General features: G+C 72.5%; 14 protein-coding genes. 5 read left to right on the forward strand and 9 right to left on the reverse strand.

Going from position 1 to position 15,386, the window contains the following annotated elements; translation table 11 throughout:
- Positions 1-3: 3 nt before the first annotated feature.
- From ABZW17_RS10690 to ABZW17_RS10720, 7 genes are read right to left on the reverse strand one after another with little or no spacing between them, the layout of a single operon-like run.
- A complete protein-coding gene (locus ABZW17_RS10690; protein ID WP_354811876.1) occupies positions 4-1,269 on the reverse strand; it encodes a type III PLP-dependent enzyme in 1,266 nt (421 codons plus the stop codon).
- The gene (locus tag ABZW17_RS10695) at positions 1,253-2,755 is read right to left on the reverse strand and encodes a class I adenylate-forming enzyme family protein (protein WP_354811878.1); all 1,503 of its coding nucleotides are present in this window, start codon (positions 2,753-2,755) and stop codon (positions 1,253-1,255) included. The genes ABZW17_RS10690 and ABZW17_RS10695 overlap by 17 nt, the downstream gene beginning before the upstream one ends.
- The gene (locus ABZW17_RS10700; protein ID WP_354811880.1) at positions 2,752-3,855 is read right to left on the reverse strand and encodes an acyl carrier protein; all 1,104 of its coding nucleotides are present in this window, start codon (positions 3,853-3,855) and stop codon (positions 2,752-2,754) included. The genes ABZW17_RS10695 and ABZW17_RS10700 overlap by 4 nt, the downstream gene beginning before the upstream one ends.
- Entirely contained in the window at positions 3,845-5,197 is a 1,353-nt protein-coding gene (locus ABZW17_RS10705) for a TrpB-like pyridoxal phosphate-dependent enzyme (RefSeq protein ID WP_354811882.1), read from the reverse strand. Before ABZW17_RS10705 ends, ABZW17_RS10700 begins: the two co-directional genes overlap by 11 nt.
- Positions 5,194-5,481 carry an acyl carrier protein gene (locus ABZW17_RS10710; RefSeq protein WP_354811884.1) on the reverse strand — a complete coding sequence of 96 codons (288 nt, stop codon included), beginning with the start codon at positions 5,479-5,481 and terminating at the stop codon, positions 5,194-5,196. Before ABZW17_RS10710 ends, ABZW17_RS10705 begins: the two co-directional genes overlap by 4 nt.
- Positions 5,478-6,215, reverse strand: a complete 738-nt coding sequence (locus tag ABZW17_RS10715; protein WP_354811886.1) for an alpha/beta fold hydrolase — start codon at positions 6,213-6,215, stop codon at positions 5,478-5,480. The genes ABZW17_RS10710 and ABZW17_RS10715 overlap by 4 nt, the downstream gene beginning before the upstream one ends.
- Complete coding sequence (locus tag ABZW17_RS10720; protein WP_354811888.1) at positions 6,215-7,480, reverse strand: glutamate-5-semialdehyde dehydrogenase; 1,266 nt, start codon at positions 7,478-7,480, stop codon at positions 6,215-6,217. Before ABZW17_RS10720 ends, ABZW17_RS10715 begins: the two co-directional genes overlap by 1 nt.
- Positions 7,481-7,663: 183 nt before the next feature.
- Here ABZW17_RS10720 and ABZW17_RS10725 point away from each other — a divergent pair, with 183 nt between their 5' ends.
- The 4 genes from ABZW17_RS10725 to ABZW17_RS10740 are packed head-to-tail and all read left to right on the forward strand — an operon-like array spanning position 7,664 to position 11,787.
- Positions 7,664-8,665 carry an aldo/keto reductase family protein gene (locus ABZW17_RS10725; RefSeq protein WP_354811890.1) on the forward strand — a complete coding sequence of 334 codons (1,002 nt, stop codon included), beginning with the start codon at positions 7,664-7,666 and terminating at the stop codon, positions 8,663-8,665.
- Positions 8,665-9,720: a fatty acid desaturase family protein gene (locus ABZW17_RS10730; RefSeq protein WP_354811892.1), complete on the forward strand. Its 1,056-nt coding sequence runs from the start codon at positions 8,665-8,667 to the stop codon at positions 9,718-9,720. Before ABZW17_RS10725 ends, ABZW17_RS10730 begins: the two co-directional genes overlap by 1 nt.
- Positions 9,707-11,032 (forward strand): PLP-dependent transferase, encoded by a 1,326-nt coding sequence (locus ABZW17_RS10735; protein WP_354811894.1) that lies wholly within the window; start codon positions 9,707-9,709, stop codon positions 11,030-11,032. The genes ABZW17_RS10730 and ABZW17_RS10735 overlap by 14 nt, the downstream gene beginning before the upstream one ends.
- Positions 11,029-11,787 (forward strand): gamma-glutamyl-gamma-aminobutyrate hydrolase family protein, encoded by a 759-nt coding sequence (locus ABZW17_RS10740; protein WP_354811896.1) that lies wholly within the window; start codon positions 11,029-11,031, stop codon positions 11,785-11,787. The genes ABZW17_RS10735 and ABZW17_RS10740 overlap by 4 nt, the downstream gene beginning before the upstream one ends.
- Here ABZW17_RS10740 and ABZW17_RS10745 read toward each other — a convergent pair.
- A complete protein-coding gene (locus ABZW17_RS10745; protein ID WP_354811898.1) occupies positions 11,715-12,350 on the reverse strand; it encodes a hypothetical protein in 636 nt (211 codons plus the stop codon). The two genes, ABZW17_RS10740 and ABZW17_RS10745, sit on opposite strands and share 73 nt — an antisense overlap.
- A 112-nt stretch (positions 12,351-12,462) precedes the next feature.
- Here ABZW17_RS10745 and ABZW17_RS10750 point away from each other — a divergent pair, with 112 nt between their 5' ends.
- On the forward strand, positions 12,463-13,323 hold the full coding sequence (locus ABZW17_RS10750; protein WP_354811900.1) for a hypothetical protein: 861 nt from the start codon (positions 12,463-12,465) through the stop codon (positions 13,321-13,323).
- A 75-nt stretch (positions 13,324-13,398) separates the two neighbouring features.
- Here the strand turns inward: ABZW17_RS10750 and ABZW17_RS10755 are convergent, their stop codons facing one another.
- Positions 13,399-15,336, reverse strand: coding sequence for an NPCBM/NEW2 domain-containing protein (locus ABZW17_RS10755; RefSeq protein ID WP_354811902.1), 1,938 nt, complete (start codon positions 15,334-15,336; stop codon positions 13,399-13,401).
- Positions 15,337-15,386: the final 50 nt, after the last annotated feature.

Genomic DNA, 15,386 nt, shown 5'->3' on the forward strand with positions numbered 1-15,386 from the left:
GGTTCACTCCTGTTCGTTGTGGTCGGTGGTCCTGACCAGTTCCACGCGGGAGGTCCGCGCGGGGGCGCCGGGCCGGTCGCCGTCGACGACGACCTCGGCCGGCAGGGGGTGGCCCAGGAAGGCGACGAGGCTGGCGCACAGCCCGTAGGCGCCGACGTTCGGCACCGTCACCAGGTCGCCGGGGCTCAGCGCGGGCAGCTTCGCGGTGCGGTGCCAGGTGTCCAGCGGTGTGCACAGCGGGCCGGCGACGAGCGCGTCCAGCACCGGCGGGCCGGCCGGGCCGAGCACGTGCGGCGAGAGCGGGGGCAGCCGCCGCATCCCCGACATCCCGCCGAGGTGGTTGATGCCGGACTCGAGCACGACGATGTCCTTGCCCTGCGACCGCTTGACGTCGAGCACCGCGGTGACGAGCGTGCCCGCCGTGCCGACCAGGTACCGGCCGGACTCGAACACCACTTCCAGGTCCCGCTCGCGCCAGCCCGGCAGCTTGGCGGCGAGCAGGTCTTCGAGCCCTTCGCGCAGGCCGGGCAGTTCGCCCGCGGTGCCTTCTTTCGCGAAGGGGGCGCCGAATCCGCCGCCGAGGTCGAACGTCCGGAGCCGGACGCCGTGCGGCGCCAGGGCGTCCCGCAGCCGCGCGGCGGTGTCCAGCGCCCGGCCGAACTGCCCGAGCAGGTCGCCGACCGCGGTGAGGTTGGTGCCCATGTACAGGTGCAGCCCGGCCGCCTCGGCGTGCTCGCCCCCGGCGAACCGGGCGGGCTCGGCGAGGATCCAGCCGGTGTCGGCGCCGAACTGCGAGGGCACGCCGGTCATCGCCAGGCCCTGGCCCGGCACCGGCTGGTCGTCGTTGACGCGCAGCAGGTAGCGGGCCCGGACCCCGGCCTCGCCGGCGAGCCGGTCGAGCTGGGCGACGGCGTGCGGGGAGTCCACGGAGAACTCGCGCACCCCGGCCCGCAGCGCGGCCGCGACTTCGGCGTCCCGCTTGGCCGGGCCGGTGTAGAGCACCCGGTCGCCGGCCCAGCCGGCGTCGAGCGCGGCCCGCAGCTCGCCGGAGGAGCAGACCTCCGGCCGGGCGCCGGCCTCGCGCAGGGCACCCAGCACGTCCGGGTGCGGGTTGGCCTTGAGCGAGTACAGCAGCCCGCTGCCGGCGGGCAGGGCGGCGTCGAGGCGCCGGTGGTTGCGGCGGACCTCGGCCAGGTCGTAGACGTAGGCGGGCGTGGGGATCCCGGCGAGGTCCGGGGTCACCGCCGGGCGGTCAGCGAGCGCCTCCACCGGACACCTCCTCCGCCATCGAGGCCAGCGCCTTGCGGTCGACCTTCCCGTTGCCGGTCAGGGGGAGCGCCTCGACCCGCAGGCAGCTCGCCGGGATCTTGAACTCCTCGATCCGGGTGCGCATCCCGTCGAGCACGCCTTCGGCGGCCAGCTCGCCGGTGACGAACAGCCACGCCGGGCGGGTGTCCTTCGGGACCAGCACGGCGGCTTCGCGGACACCGGGTACCCCGCGGGCGGCCGTTTCGACTTCCGTGGCGCTGACGCGGAATCCGCGTTCCTTGTAGATGTCGTCGCGGCGGCCGTCGAAGTAGAGGTAACCCTCCTCGTCGAGCCGGCCGTAGTCGCCGGTGCGCAGTTCCGGAAACAGGCCGGCCACGCGCGGGAACTTCTGCGCGGTCAGCTCCGGGCGGCGCCAGTACCCGGCCATCACGTTCGGGCCGCGCACCACGATTTCGCCGACCTCCCCGGCGGGCAGCCGCTCGCCGGCCTCGTCGATGACGAACACCTCGGTCCCGGGCAGGGCGCGGCCGCTGGAGCCGGGCCGGTCCAGGTCGCCGTCGACCGGCATGATCGTGGCGCGCTTGCACTCGGTCAGCCCGAACATCAGCTGCACCCGCAGCGTCGGGATGGCCGCGCGCAGGGATTCCAGCGTGCCGGTGGGCATCGCCGCGCCGGTGTTGGTGAGCAGCCGCAGCGCCGGGGCGGGCTTCGGACGGCGTCGCAGCAGCGCGCTGAGCGCCTCGGCGACGGCCGGGACGGCGGGCAGCACGGTCGCGTTCGCGCGGACCAGGTTGCGCACCAGCGACGGCCCCACCTCGGTGGGCGCGCCCAGCACCAGGTTCGAGCCCGCCGTGACGGACAGGAACACCTGGTACAGCCCGTAGTCGAAGGACAGCGGCAGCGGGCTGTAGACGACGTCTTCGGTGCGGTACTCCAGCACCGACGCGATCGCCCCGGCGGCGAACAGCAGCTGCTGGTGGGTGCTGACCACGGCCTTGGGCAGCGACGTCGTGCCCGAGGTGTAGATCAGGCACACCGGGTCCACCGGCAGCGGGGGAGCGGGCAGCGTGACGCCGGCTCCGGGGCCGGCGGCGAGGTCCTCGACCGGGGCCGAGGGGACGCCGGCCGCGTCGGCCGAGCGTCGCACGTCCTCGTCGCCGGTCACCACCAGCACCGGCTCGGAGTCGGCCAGCACGTGGTCGAGGCTGCGGCCGCGAACTTGTTCGTGCAGCAGCGAAAACGCCACGCCGGCGCGGGCGGCGCCGAAGACCACGGCGGGCAGCAGCGTGCTCGCCGGGGCGTTGATCAGCAGCCGGTCCCCGCGGCGGGCGCCGCGGGCGGTCAGCGACTCGGCGACGCGCCGGGCGGCGGTGGCGAGCTCGCCGTAGGTGATCGAAGCGTCCCGGCAGGTCAGCGCGGTCCGGTTCGGCCACAGCCGGGCGGCGTGGTCGAGCAGTTCGTGGAGCACCCGGGGGGAGTAGGTCATCGTGATCCTCCTGCGTCCAGGACGGCGCGGCAGAGGCCGTCGACGTGGGTGAGTTTTTCCGGGACCAGGTCCTCGGCGGCGAATTCGACGCCCAGGTCGCTTTCCAGCCGCTCGACGATCTCCATCATGCGGAAGGAGCTGAAGCCGGGGATGTCGCCGAGCGTGCGGTCGCCTTCGGCGGGCCCGGTGCCCAGCACGGTCCGGATCACCGCGGAGACGGACTCGCGCACCTCCGGCGGCACCTCCTCGGAGTCCACTGTGGACTCCGGGGTGACCGTGGTGGCGTCGAACGCGGTGTGGTCCGCGGCGAGGCAGTCGGCGAGCCTGCCGAACACCGAGCGCGGCTCCTCCCGGCCCGCGGCGACCCGGCGGCTCGCCAGGTAGACCTGCTTGGCCAGCGCGTCCCATTCGGCCAGGTGCGCCCGGACCGCCTCGGTGCCGGTGCCCATCGCGGCGGCGTGCAGCCGGCGGCTGCGGGTGAGCAGCCAGGTCTGCAGCGTCAGGCCCCGCAACGCCCGCACCCGGTCCGGGAAGTCGGCGTACGCCGCGACGTACGTCCCGGCGTCGGCCAGCTGCACGAGCGGCGTCCGCTCGGCGGGGCGGTCGGCCGCGGTGATTTCGTACGTCAGCGCGCCTTCGGGCAGCGCTTCGGCGAGCTCCGCGCGGCCGAGGGTCCACCGGCCCGGCCGGGCCGCACCCCACGGGGTGTCGTTGTGGTAGCCGTCGACGACGCTGACGCCGTCGCCGTCCGGCTCGACCAGGAAGCTGTGCTGCAGGTGCTCCTTGCGGTGGTAGGGGACCCAGGGCAGGTGGTAGGCGTCCGCCACCGCGTAGCAGCCGGGGCCGGGTTCGAGTTCGGCCGCGGCGGCGATCCGCGCCCGCCGGGTGACGCGCAGGCCCAGCAGGTCGGCCGATTCGGCCACCTGCGAGTCGACCTGCGGCTCGACGGTGGGCAGCCCGTCCGCGCCCGGCCGGGGCCAGAAGCGCAGGACCCGGCCCAGCGCGAGGTGTGAGCCGTCGCCGTGCAGGCGGTCGGCGAGTTCGGCCAGGTTCACCTGGACGCAGTCGAAGAGGCGGTGGTCCAGCGGTTCAGGCACCATGACCACTCCCCGCGATCGCCAGCCCGGGCACCGGTGCCAGCCGGTCCATCGCCGTCACCAGCGCCTCCTCCACCGGCGGCTCGCTGCTGAGCTCGCCGTCGAGCAGCTGCTGGTAGGCGGCCAGGTCCAGGTAGCCGTGCCCGCTCACGCAGGCGAGGACGCCGCGGGCGGACCCGCCGCCGGCGGCCAGGCGCGCGGCGACGGCCAGCGCGTGCCCGGACTCCGGCGCGGGCAGCACCATCTCCGAGCGGGTGAACGCCTGCCCGGCCTCCAGGGCCTCGACCTGCCCGACGGCCTGGGCGGTGACCTGGTCCCGGTGCCGCATGGCGGAAATCAGCTTCGCCGCGCCGTGGAAGCGCAGGCCCGCCGAGTGCGAGTCGGGGATCGGGTAGGAGCTGCCGATCGTGTACATCGCCTCCATCGGGCTGACGCCGGTGGCGTCGGTCTTGTCGTAGGCGTAGACCCCGCGGGTGAGCTTCGGGGTGGTGCTGGACTCCGCGGCCACCAGCCGCGGGCCCGCCGTCCCGGTCGCGGCGGCCTCGGCGAAGAACGGCAGCGCGATCCCGCCGAAGTTCGAGCCGGCACCCACGCAGCCGACCACACTGTCCACAGTGGCCTCCAGCCCGGCGAGCTGCCCGATGGCCTCCAGCCCGATGACGGACTGGTGCAGGATGCTGTAGGTTTCGCCGCTGCCGATGCAGAACGCGGCGCCTTCGGTGCGCCCGGCGTATTCGACGGCTTCGCCGATGGCCAGGGCGAGGCTGTTCACGCCGCCGCCGGTGCGGGCGGCCACCTCGGTCAGCTCGCTGGGGCTGGCGTGCACGGTGGCGCCGAGGCTGCGCATCAGCGTGCCCCGGTAGGGCTTCTTCTGCAGGCTCGTGCCGACCATGAACACCCGGCAGCGCAGCCCGAACATCGCGCAGGCGGCGGCCAGCGCGGTGCCCCACTGCCCGGCCCCGGTGCCGGTGACCAGCTCCTTCACCCCCGCCTTGGCGTAGTAGTACGCCTGGGCCAGCGCGGTGTTCAGCTTGTGGCTGCCGGAGATGTTGCCGCCTTCGTACTTGACGTAGATCGGCACCCGGGCGCCGACGGCGTCCTCGAACCGGCGCGCCCGCCACAGCGGGGTGGGCCGGAAGCTGCGGTAGGCGTCGAGCACCTCGGCGGGGATGTCCCAGAACTCGCGGTTCTGGGAGGACTGGCGCACCAGCGCGAACGGCAGGTTCACCGACACGCCGGCGTCGGACCCCCTCGCGGGCGCCTCCGGGCTGCGGTCGGGCGGCAGCGGCTCGTCCAGGTGCGGCAGCACGCTGCGCCAGCTCGTGGGCAGGGACACGGTGCTCATCGCGCCTCCTCCGGCTCGCCGGCACCTTCGGCGACGACGTCGACGAGGTCGTCGACGGTCCGGAAGGTGCGCCCGACGAACAGGTCGTCGGGCAGGGTGACGTCGAGGGCGTCTTCGAGGTGCACCAGCATGCCGACGAAGCCGAGTGAGTTGATGCGCAGCAGGTCGCCGTTGAGCGGTTCGTCGCCGGGGATCTCCGCCGGGGTCAGGGAAAGCCGGGATTCGGCGATCACCACGCGTTTGACCGAGTCGGAGACCGTCGGGCGGTCGGGTCCGGTCGTCATCGTTTCCCTCCAAGGGGTTGCGGGGTTCGGTTCGGTTCTCCGGTCAGGAATTCGTCGAGGTGGGCCAGCACGGCCGGAAGCGCTTTCCGGCCGAACACGTCGAAGTGGCCGCAGTCCAGTTCGCGGGTCCGCAGCCGGGCCGACAGCCGGGCCCAGTTCTCGACCTGGGTGCGCCGGTGCGGGCTCGCGCAGGCCATCAGCAGCGCGGGGCCGGGGTGGGTGCGGGTCACCCGGTGCCGCCCGGACGCGGTGACGTGGGCGTGCGCGGTGGCCTCGGCCCACGGCTGGTCGCGGCGGGCGACCCGGGCGTGCACCGACCGCATGATCCGGTCGACGACGTCGCGGCGGGTCGCGCCCGCGAACTCGTCCCGGCGGGTGAAGCTGTCGATCATCACCACCGCGGGGGCCGGGCCGGTCGCGGCGAGCCGCGCACCGAGCTCCCAGGCCAGCACCCCGCCCATGGACCAGCCCACCAGCAGTTCCGGGCGGCGCGGCAGGGTCTCCAGCAGCGGCAGGTACCGCTGCGCCATCACGTCGATCGCGGTGTCGGGCCGCTCGCCGGCGAACAGGCCGCGGGCGCGGATCCCGCTCACCCCGCCGCGGCGGGCCAGCCGGACGGCCAGCGGCGTGTACGGGCTCAGGCCGCCGCCACCGGGGTGCACCAGCACCGCCTGCGGGGCGTGCGGGCGCCGGCTGAGCGGCAGCAGCAGCGGCGGCCGGGCGGGGGCGGTCATCAGCTCGCCTCGCGCAGCCGGCCGTGCGCCTCGACCACCCAGCAGTGGTTCACCAGCGCGGACAGGGTGATCGGCCCGCGGGCGTGCAGCCTGCTGGTGCTGATCGCGATCTCCGAGCCGAGCTCCAGCGTCGGGCCGTCGTTCAGGCGCAGGGATCCGTTGACGACGATGGTGGCCGCGTCCACCCGGCCGGTGAACGCCGCCGTGACCGCCGGATCGGTGGCGGCGATGGCCTCGCTGTGCCCGGAGCCGTACCGCTGGATGAACGCCACCGCCTCGTCGGGCGAGCCGACGGCCACGACACCGATGGTGCTGTCGAGGAACTCCCGGCCGAAGTCGTGCTCGCCCAACGGTTCCACCTGCCACTGCCCGGTCGTTTCGGGCTGCCGGATGCCTTCGCCGACCCGCACGGTCAGCGGCCGCCCGTCGCGGCGGGCGCCTTCGAGCAGGGCGGCGACGAACTCGTCGGCGACCGGCCGGTCGACCAGCGCGATCTCCAGCGACGTGCAGCCGGCCGGGGCGGGCAGCTTGCTGTCCAGCGCGATCGCGACCGCCTGGGCCAGGTCGGCGCTGGAGTGCACGTAGAGGTGGTTGACCCCGCCGCCGCTGGCCAGCACCGGGATGGTGCTCGCCCGGTGGCAGTAGTCGATCAGGGACGGGCTGCCGCGGGGGATGAGCACGTCGATCGCGTCGGGTCGCCGCAGCAGCTCCCGCAGCAGCGCGCGGCTGGGGTCGTCCAGCACGGTGACCAGGCCGGTGGGCAGCCCGGCGTCCGCCAGCGCGGCGGTGACCGCGGCGCCGAGTTCGGCGTTGGTCCGGGCGATTTCCTTGCCCCCGCGCAGGATCACGGCGTTCCCGGCCGCGACGTTGAGCAGGGCGCCCTCGACGGTGACGGTCGGGCGGGCCTCGAAGATCATCAGGACCACGCCCAGTGGCCGCGGTACGCGGTGCCGCACGCCCCAGTCGCCGATCGGCGTGCCCGGCGGGCGGCGGGTGAGCTCGTGCATTTCCCCGGCGACCGTCGAGGTCAGCGTCACCAGGTCGGTCAGGTGGTCGCGGGTCAGCCGGAGCCGGTCGACGAGCACGCCGGGGAGCCCCTGCTCCCGCGCCCGTCCGACGTCGGCGTCGTTCGCCGCGCGGATCCGCGGCCACGCCGCGGCCAGCCGGCGGGCCAGCCCGGTGCAGAACCGGCCGTACGCCTCGTCGCCCAGCGGCGGGGCCGCCACGGTCGCCGCCCGTGCGGCGTCGATGATCTTGTCGGTCATTGTTCTCCCCGTCCGATTTCCCCCGGCAGATACCTCACGCTCTCAGCGGAAAATGATCGTGGCAAATGTGATCATGGCCCGGTTGATGGGCTCATCAACACTTTCTATGACCCCATCGACGGCCCCTTGTTCCGCGATTTCAAACGTTGACTGTCCGGAAATTTCCTTGGAGTGTCTTGAGTCATGGAACATCGTCGATTGGGCCGCAGCGGCCTCTCAGTGAGCAGGATTTCCTACGGGAACTGGATCACCCACGGATCCCAGGTGGCCGAGGAACAGGCGAAGAAATGCGTGGAAGCGGCGCTCGACGCCGGCATCACCACGTTCGACACCGCCGACATGTACGCGAACACCCGCGCCGAAGAAGTGCTGGGCCGCGCGCTGGCCGGCCTTCGCCGGGAGAGCCTGGAGATCTGCACCAAGGTGTACTGGCCGACCGGCCCGGGCGGTCCCAACGACCAGGGCCTGGGCCGCAAGCACGTCATGGAGTCGGCGCACGGTTCCCTGCGCCGCCTCAAGACCGACTACCTCGACCTCTACCAGGCCCACCAGTTCGACCCGACGGTCGAGCTGGAGGAGACCATGCTGGCCTTCGCCGACCTGGTGCGCCAGGGCAAGGTCCTCTACGTCGGGGTTTCGGAGTGGACCGCCGAGCAGATCACCCGCGCCGCCGCGCTGGCCCGCGAGCTGCGCGTGCCGCTGATCTCCAGCCAGACGCAGTATTCGATGCTGTGGCGGGTCATCGAGGCGCAGGTCGTCCCGGCCTGCGAGCGCGAGGGCATGGGCCAGCTCGTCTGGTCGCCGATGGCCCAGGGCGTGCTGACCGGCAAGTACCGGCCGGGCGAGCGGCCGCCGGCCGGGTCCCGCGCCACCGACGGCGAGGGCAGCGGCTACATGGTCCGCTGGCTGCAGGACGACGTGCTGCGCCGCGTGCAGGACCTGCGCCCGGTCGCCGAGCAGCTCGGCCTGACCATGGCGCAGCTGGCCCTGGCCTGGGTGCTGCAGAACCCGAACGTCGCCACCGCGATCACCGGCGCCTCGCGCCCCGAGCAGCTGACGGACAACATCAAGGCGGCCGACGTCGTGCTCGACGCCGCCGTCATGACGAAGATCGACGAGCTGCTGGACGGCGTCAGCCGGTTCGATCCCACCCTGATCGGCGTCCCGCTGACCGCGCTCGTCTGATGCCGGGCACCGAATGGGCCTACGACGGCCGGCGGTACCGGACGCACCGCTTCCCCGCCGGAGTCCGGGCCCGGATGAAACCCCTCAACCGCAGCGACAACTGGCACGCCGGGCTGGCCTGGCTCGAAGACGCCGCCTGGATCGCCGGGTGCGTGACGCTGTGCCTCGCGGTGTCGTGGTGGTTCTACCCGCTGGCGGTGCTGGTCATCGGCGCCCGCCAGCGGGGGCTGTCCACCATCCTGCACGACTGCGCCCACGGCGTCGGCGCGGCCGACCACCGGCTGCGGATGCTGCTCGGCACCGTGCTGACCGCGTACCCGATCTTCCAGCAGCACTACGCCTACAAGGTTTCGCACGTGTTCACCCACCACCCGCGGCTGGGTGATCCGGACCGCGACCCGGACCTGCGGTTCTTCATCGAGCAGGGCGCCTACCGGGCCGCCTCGCCGCGGGCCTACGTCCGCCGGGTGGTGCTGGTGCCGCTGCTCGGCAGCCAGACCTGGGCGTATCTGCGCTACCTGGTCCGCAACCGGTACCGGGTGCTGCGCGGCGGCCGCGTCGAGCAGGTGCCGCAGGTCCGGCGCCGCAAGCGGGCGCTCGACCGGGCCGGGTTCTGGCTGTTCTGGGCGGCCGTGTTCGGCGTGTGCTGGTCGCAGGGCCGGACGGCGGAACTGCTGCTGTTCTGGTTCGTGCCCTACCTGACCAGTTTCCAGATCCTGGGCTGGTACATCGAACTCTCCGAGCACACGCCGCTCGTCCGGGACGCCCGCGTCGACCTCCACATGACGCGCAACCGCAAGAGCCGCGGCTGGGAGAAGTTCCTCACCGGCATCCACAACGACAACTACCACCTGGAGCACCACCTCGACCCGCGCACGCCGTTCTGGAACCTCGGCAAGGCGCGGCGGGTGCGGCTGGCCGATCCGGACTACGCCGCGGTCGACGCCGCGCTGGGCGGGCTGTTCACGCGCGGGCCGCAGGGGCAGCCCAGCGCCGTCAGCGCGATCGTGGAGTCCATGTCGGAACCGAGGGAGCACGCTCATGCCGGGCTTTGACCGACCTGCGCCGAAGCGGTACCGGCACCCGGAGTCCGCGGTGCTGCACGCGGGCGCCGAACTGCGCACCGGGCCGACCCCGCCGGTGATCACGCCGATCTTCCAGACCGCGGCCTACGAACTGCCCGGCACGGCGACCGCGGCGGCCATCTTCGACCTCACCGAGGACGGTCACGCCTACACCCGCCTCAACAACCCGACGTGCGACGTCCTCGAGGCGCGGATCGCCGCGGCCGACGGCGCTCCGGCGGCGCTGGCCGTCGGCTCCGGCCAGGCCGCGACCACCATCGCGCTGCTCAACCTGTGCCGGGCCGGGGACAACATCGTCAGTTCCGACGAGCTCTACGGCGGCACGTGGAACCTGCTGGCCAACACCTTCGCCCGGTTCGGCGTCGAGACCCGGTTCGTCAGCCCGGCGGACCCGAAGAACTTCGCCGCCGCCACCGACGACCGCACCCGCTGCTGGTTCGGCGAAACGCTGCCCAACCCCAAGCTGCGCATCTTCCCGATCGAGGACGTCGCCGGGCTCGCCCACCAGGCCGGGGTGCCGCTGGTGCTGGACAACACGCTGCTGCCGATGGTCTGCCGGCCGCTGGAGTTCGGCGCGGACATCCTGGTGTACTCGGCGACGAAGTACATCGGCGGCCACGGCAGCGCCCTGGGCGGGCTCATCGTGGACGGCGGCACGTTCGACTGGACCCGGCACGCCGCCCGGCACCCGCTGCTGACCGAACCCGACCCCGCGCACGGCGGCGTCGTGTGGACCGAGACCGGCGCCGGGCTCGACAGCGCGCTGGGCCGCAGCCCGTACCTGCTCAAGGCGCGGGAGACGCTGCTGCGCGACCTCGGGTCGTGCCTGAGCCCGTTCAACGCGTTCCTGCTGATCCAGGGCATCGAGACGCTGCCGCTGCGGATGCGCGCGCACGGCGGGAACGCGACCGCGGTGGCCCGGTTCCTCGCCGCGCACCCGGCGGTGGCGTCGGTCCGCCACCCGAGCCTGGCCGGGCAGGAGGAGCTGCTGGAGCGCTACCTCGGCGGCAACGGCGGGCCGCTGGTGCAGTTCGAGCTCACCGGCGGGCAGGCGGCGGGCCGCCGGTTCATCGAGGCGCTGCACCTGTTCGCGCACGTGACGAACATCGGCGACGTCCGGTCCCTGGCGACGCACCCGGCGTCGACCACGCACGCCCAGCTGCCCGAAGCCGACCAGCGCGCGGCGGGCGTCACACCGGGCTCGATCCGCCTGTCGCTGGGCCTGGAGCACGCCGACGACCTGCTGGAGGACCTCGCCCAGGCCTTGGAGCGGGCCCGGTGAGCGCCCGGCCGCTGGTGGCACTGGCCGCGTCGGCCGAACCGGTCGACGACGTCTCGCACATCGCCGTGCGCGAGGTCTACGTCCGGGCCCTGGAACGGATTTCCGGCTGCGCGGTGGCGGTCGTCGGCGGCCCGGCGCCCTATCTGGCCGACCTGATCGGCCGTTTCGACGGCATCGTGTTCGGCGGCCACCAGATCGACGTCCACCCGTCCCGCTACGGCGGTCCGCCCCGGCTCGCCCCGGCGGACCCGGCCCGCGACGAACTCGCGCTCGAAGTGCTGCCCGCGGCGCTGCGGGAGGGCGTGCCGGTGCTGGGGATCTGCCGGGGTTTGCAGGAGTTGAACGTCGCCCTGGGCGGCACGCTGCGGGATTTGCCCGGCGACGAGCACCGCGAGGACGTTTCGCAGCCCAGGGACCGGCAGTACCTGCCCGCGCACGAGGTGCGTCTTCGCGAGGACGGCGTGCTGCGGCGCTTGCTGGGTGCTTCGACGGTCCGGGTCAATTCCCTGCACCACCAGGCAATCGACCGGCTCGCCCCGGCCCTTCGCGTGGAGGCCGTGTCCGGGGACGGCGTGATCGAGGCGGCGTCGGCGGGCTCGTCGTGTCTCGGGGTCCAGTGGCACCCGGAGTGGTACGCGGGCCGCGACCGGGTGTCGACGGCGGTGTTCCGCGAGTTCGGCCGTCAGGCGGGTTTCCGGTCCATGTCGAGCAGGGGCATGAACAGCTGGGCGAGCGGCCCGATGGCGCAGGCGTAGAGCACGGTCCCGATCCCGACGGTGGCCCCGAGCAGGAACCCGATCAGCAGCACGGCGAGCTCGATGCCCCACCGCACGGCCCAGACGGGGTACCCGCGCGCGGCGAGCCCGGTCATGAGCCCATCCCGCGGCCCGGGCCCGGCCTGCGCGCCGAGGTAGCAGCCGGTGGCGAACCCGTTGAGCACGATCCCCCCGACGAGCACGACCCACCGCAGCCAGAGCACTTGCAGCGGCGGCAGGACGGCGAGGGTGAGATCCATCGAGGTCCCGACGAGCAGGACGTTGCAGAGGGTGCCGACGCCGGGTTTCTGCCGCAGCGGAATCCAGAGCAGGAGCACGGCGGCGCCGATGATGTTGGTCCAGACGCCGATGCTGAGGCCGACGGTCCGGGTGAGCCCCTGGGCGAGGGCATCCCAGGGCTCAACACCGAGCCCGGCGGCGACTACGAGGGCGTCGCTGATGCCGTAGAGGGTGAGGCCGGAGAGAAGCTGGGCGGTGCGCCGGACGGGTTTCCCGGGCGGCAGCAGCGGCGACTGCAGCAGATCGGCAACCCGCACGCGCACCCCCGTTCTCCGTGAGTCTACGGGACAAGGCGTGCTGAGAGCGCGTTGGCCGCATGCTGGTGAGCAGCAGTGCCGCTCGGCGTAGGAGCAGAGAACAGGGGAGAATGAACCCATGAGCGAAGACTCTTCGACGGGCGCCACCGGCAGGGTGAATACCAGCGGCGAAGTCGGCCAGGTGTTTCAAGTCGGCAATGTAGGGGCGGTTCATATTTCGCGGCCCGCGCCGGTGAGTGGGGAAATTTCGGACCTGGTTGACGCGATCCGAAGAATCATCGCTGATCTGCGGGAGTCCGACCTGCGTTCGATGGATGCCGGCTACCTGGGCCAACTGCTTGGAGAAGCCGACTACCGGCTCGTGGGCCTGTCCCATCGATTCGACGACCTGCTACGAGAGCGAAACGAGCTGCTGCGGAGACTGGACGAAACCGAGCGGGGCAACCGAGATCGGACCTCGGTGGCCACGATCTACCTCGACGACTCGGCAGGCGCTGAGCAAGTCGAAGAGGCTGTGGTCAGGCTGGTGGAATCTGCTGGTGGCAGCGTTGTTCTACGGCACGACCCGGTCATTGGTTCCTGGTACCGCCGCCTGACGCTGGCTTTCAAGCGAGCCGCGGATTCGGATGCCGGTCGAGAGGTCAAAGCCGCCATAGTGCAAGGTGCTGCCTCACGCGCGATCCATTCGTCCAACGCTCAGAACACTTCGGTGATGCTGCAGAACCTCGGGCCCGTCATCGGTGCGATAAAAGACTATCGAGACGTGGTCATTCGTGTGGAGGCATTGCTCATCGTCAAGGTCGACGGTGTGTTGGTGGTGCATCAACTGACCCCGGCCCAGCAGCTTACCCTTGACCGGAATCCGGATCTGGCGCGGCTGCCGAGCAGTGTCCTTCCGGCTCTGGGTCTCTCGGAGAGAGAACCGAGTTTCGAATCTTCGGTGCCGTTGACGGCGAGTGAGAAACCCGCCATTCAGTGAGGACTCGGCACGCCGCCGAGGCGTTCGGCCACCGCGGTGCCGCCGGCAGGGGATCGGCGGCACCACGAAGACCCCTCAACAGCTGATGTAAGGCGACAACCAGTCACCCCAGTCCCCGGCCGACCCGTCGCTCGCGTCGTCCACCGCGAGCGCCAGCACCTGCACCCCCTTCACCGGCACCGCCAGATGCTGTGCCGCATCCCCGTGCCGCATGTCGCCGGTCGCCTCCAGCTCCACCCCGTCACCCAGAACCCGGAACCCCAACGTCCCGCCCGGCCCGCGGTCGTCGACCCCCACCGTCGCCGTGAACGTCTTGCACTTGCCGCCCAAGTAGTAGCGCACCACCGAGGGGGCGTGCGCGCCGAGGCCGCCGTGGGTGTCCGTCTTGCCGTTGATCGTCAGGGGGTGGCCGTTGTCCGTGCTGTCGCGCTCCACCGGACCCAGGCCGTTCTCGCTGGACATCCACGGCTGCGTGTTCAGCAACCCGTTGGTGGAAGGCTGGTTCGGCGCCAGCAGCAACGGCGCCTCCGCCGACGCCCCCAACGCACGAGCACCGGAAACCGTCGTGTACGAAACGGAAGCCGGCATCTTGAACGGCTGCGTCGCCGTCGAGAGCGGGTGCAGGGTCACGGAAGTCTCCCACGTCGCTCCCGGCTCCACCGTCGCACTCGACGCCTCGGCCGGGCTGTCGAACGCCCACTCCGCGGGCGCGGTCAGCTGCAGGTGCGCGCCCGTCACCGGCGTCGATCCCGCGTTCGTGAACCGGACCGTCGCCGTCAGGGGCTGGGACGGCGGCACGGAATCCGGCAGCTCCACCGTGAGCGACGTCCGCGGGGCCGCCGCAACACCCGCCGGCCACACCCGCAGCACGGTCGCCGCGTGGCGGCCGACGGTTCCGGCCAGGGCGCCCGTCGTCTCGGTCTCCTCGCCCGTCCACAGGTCGCGCACCCGGTAGCCGGGCGCCGCCGGGAGGGCTGCGTCGGTCACCGACGTGGTGATCGGTGCGGCCAGTTCGCCGCGGTTGAACAGCACCAGCACCGCCGAACCGTCGGACATCGGTTTCGTCCACACCTCGGTCCAGCCCGTGTCGCGCACCTTGTGCCCGGCGACGCCCGCCCAGTCCTGGTCGACGGCGATGACGTCCGGGTTGTTCAGCTCGGCCGGCAGGGTCGCGTCCGCCGCCAGCGCCATGTCCGTGACCAGGGGCGCGTTGAGCACCGCCCACAGCCCGAGCTTCGCCTGGCGCTCACCGGTGTCGAGGTAGCTGAAGGTGAACGCGCCCGGCATGTTCCAGCCGCCGGGGCCGTTGTAGCCCTCCAGGCCGTACTGCTTGTCGAGGCTGCCCGCCGAATACCCGAAGTCGAACGGCGGGTTCTTGTACGTCCGCCACACCTGCGCGCCGGCCGCGCGCGCCCACAGCCACGGGCTCAGGGCGCGGTCGGCGTCGTCGACTTCGAGGGTGATCGGCCGGCCGGTGCGGGCGAGGGCGTCCGCCATCTTCCGGACGCGGCCGGGCACGTCGGCGTCGGCGCTGGAACAGGTGTCGTAACGCAGGTAGTCCGCGCCCCAGCCGGCCAAGGTCCGGGCGTCGAGGTCCTCGTGGTCGAGCGAGCCGGGCACCTGGCCGCCGCAGGTGCGCTCGCCGGTGCCGCTGGTGAAGCCGATCTTGAGGCCGCGCGAGTGCACGTAGTCCACCAGCGCCGGGATGCCGGACGGGTACCCGGCGGCGGCGGTGAGCTTGCCGTCGGCGTCGCGCTGCGCCGCCTGCCAGCAGTTGGGCAGCATGACGTGGGTGTAGCCGGCGTCGCGCAACCCGGAATCGGCGAGCTGGTCGGCCGCGGCCTTCACGCGGTCCTCGCCGAACTGGTAGAGGCAGTAGGAACTCCCGGCGCCCCAGGTGATTCCCAGCGGCGGTCTTTCCCCGGGAACCGGGTCGGGTGGCGTGTCGGCCGCGGCCGGAACCGCGGTGGCGGTCAGGAAAAACGCGCAGAGCAGTACCGTGAGCCGTCGCATGGATCCCCCTCCAGGAGCGGACAAGACTCCCAGGATTGCGGGGTGGCCCG

This window comes from Amycolatopsis sp. NPDC004625 (genome assembly GCF_040609695.1).
Lineage (GTDB): Bacteria > Actinomycetota > Actinomycetes > Mycobacteriales > Pseudonocardiaceae > Amycolatopsis.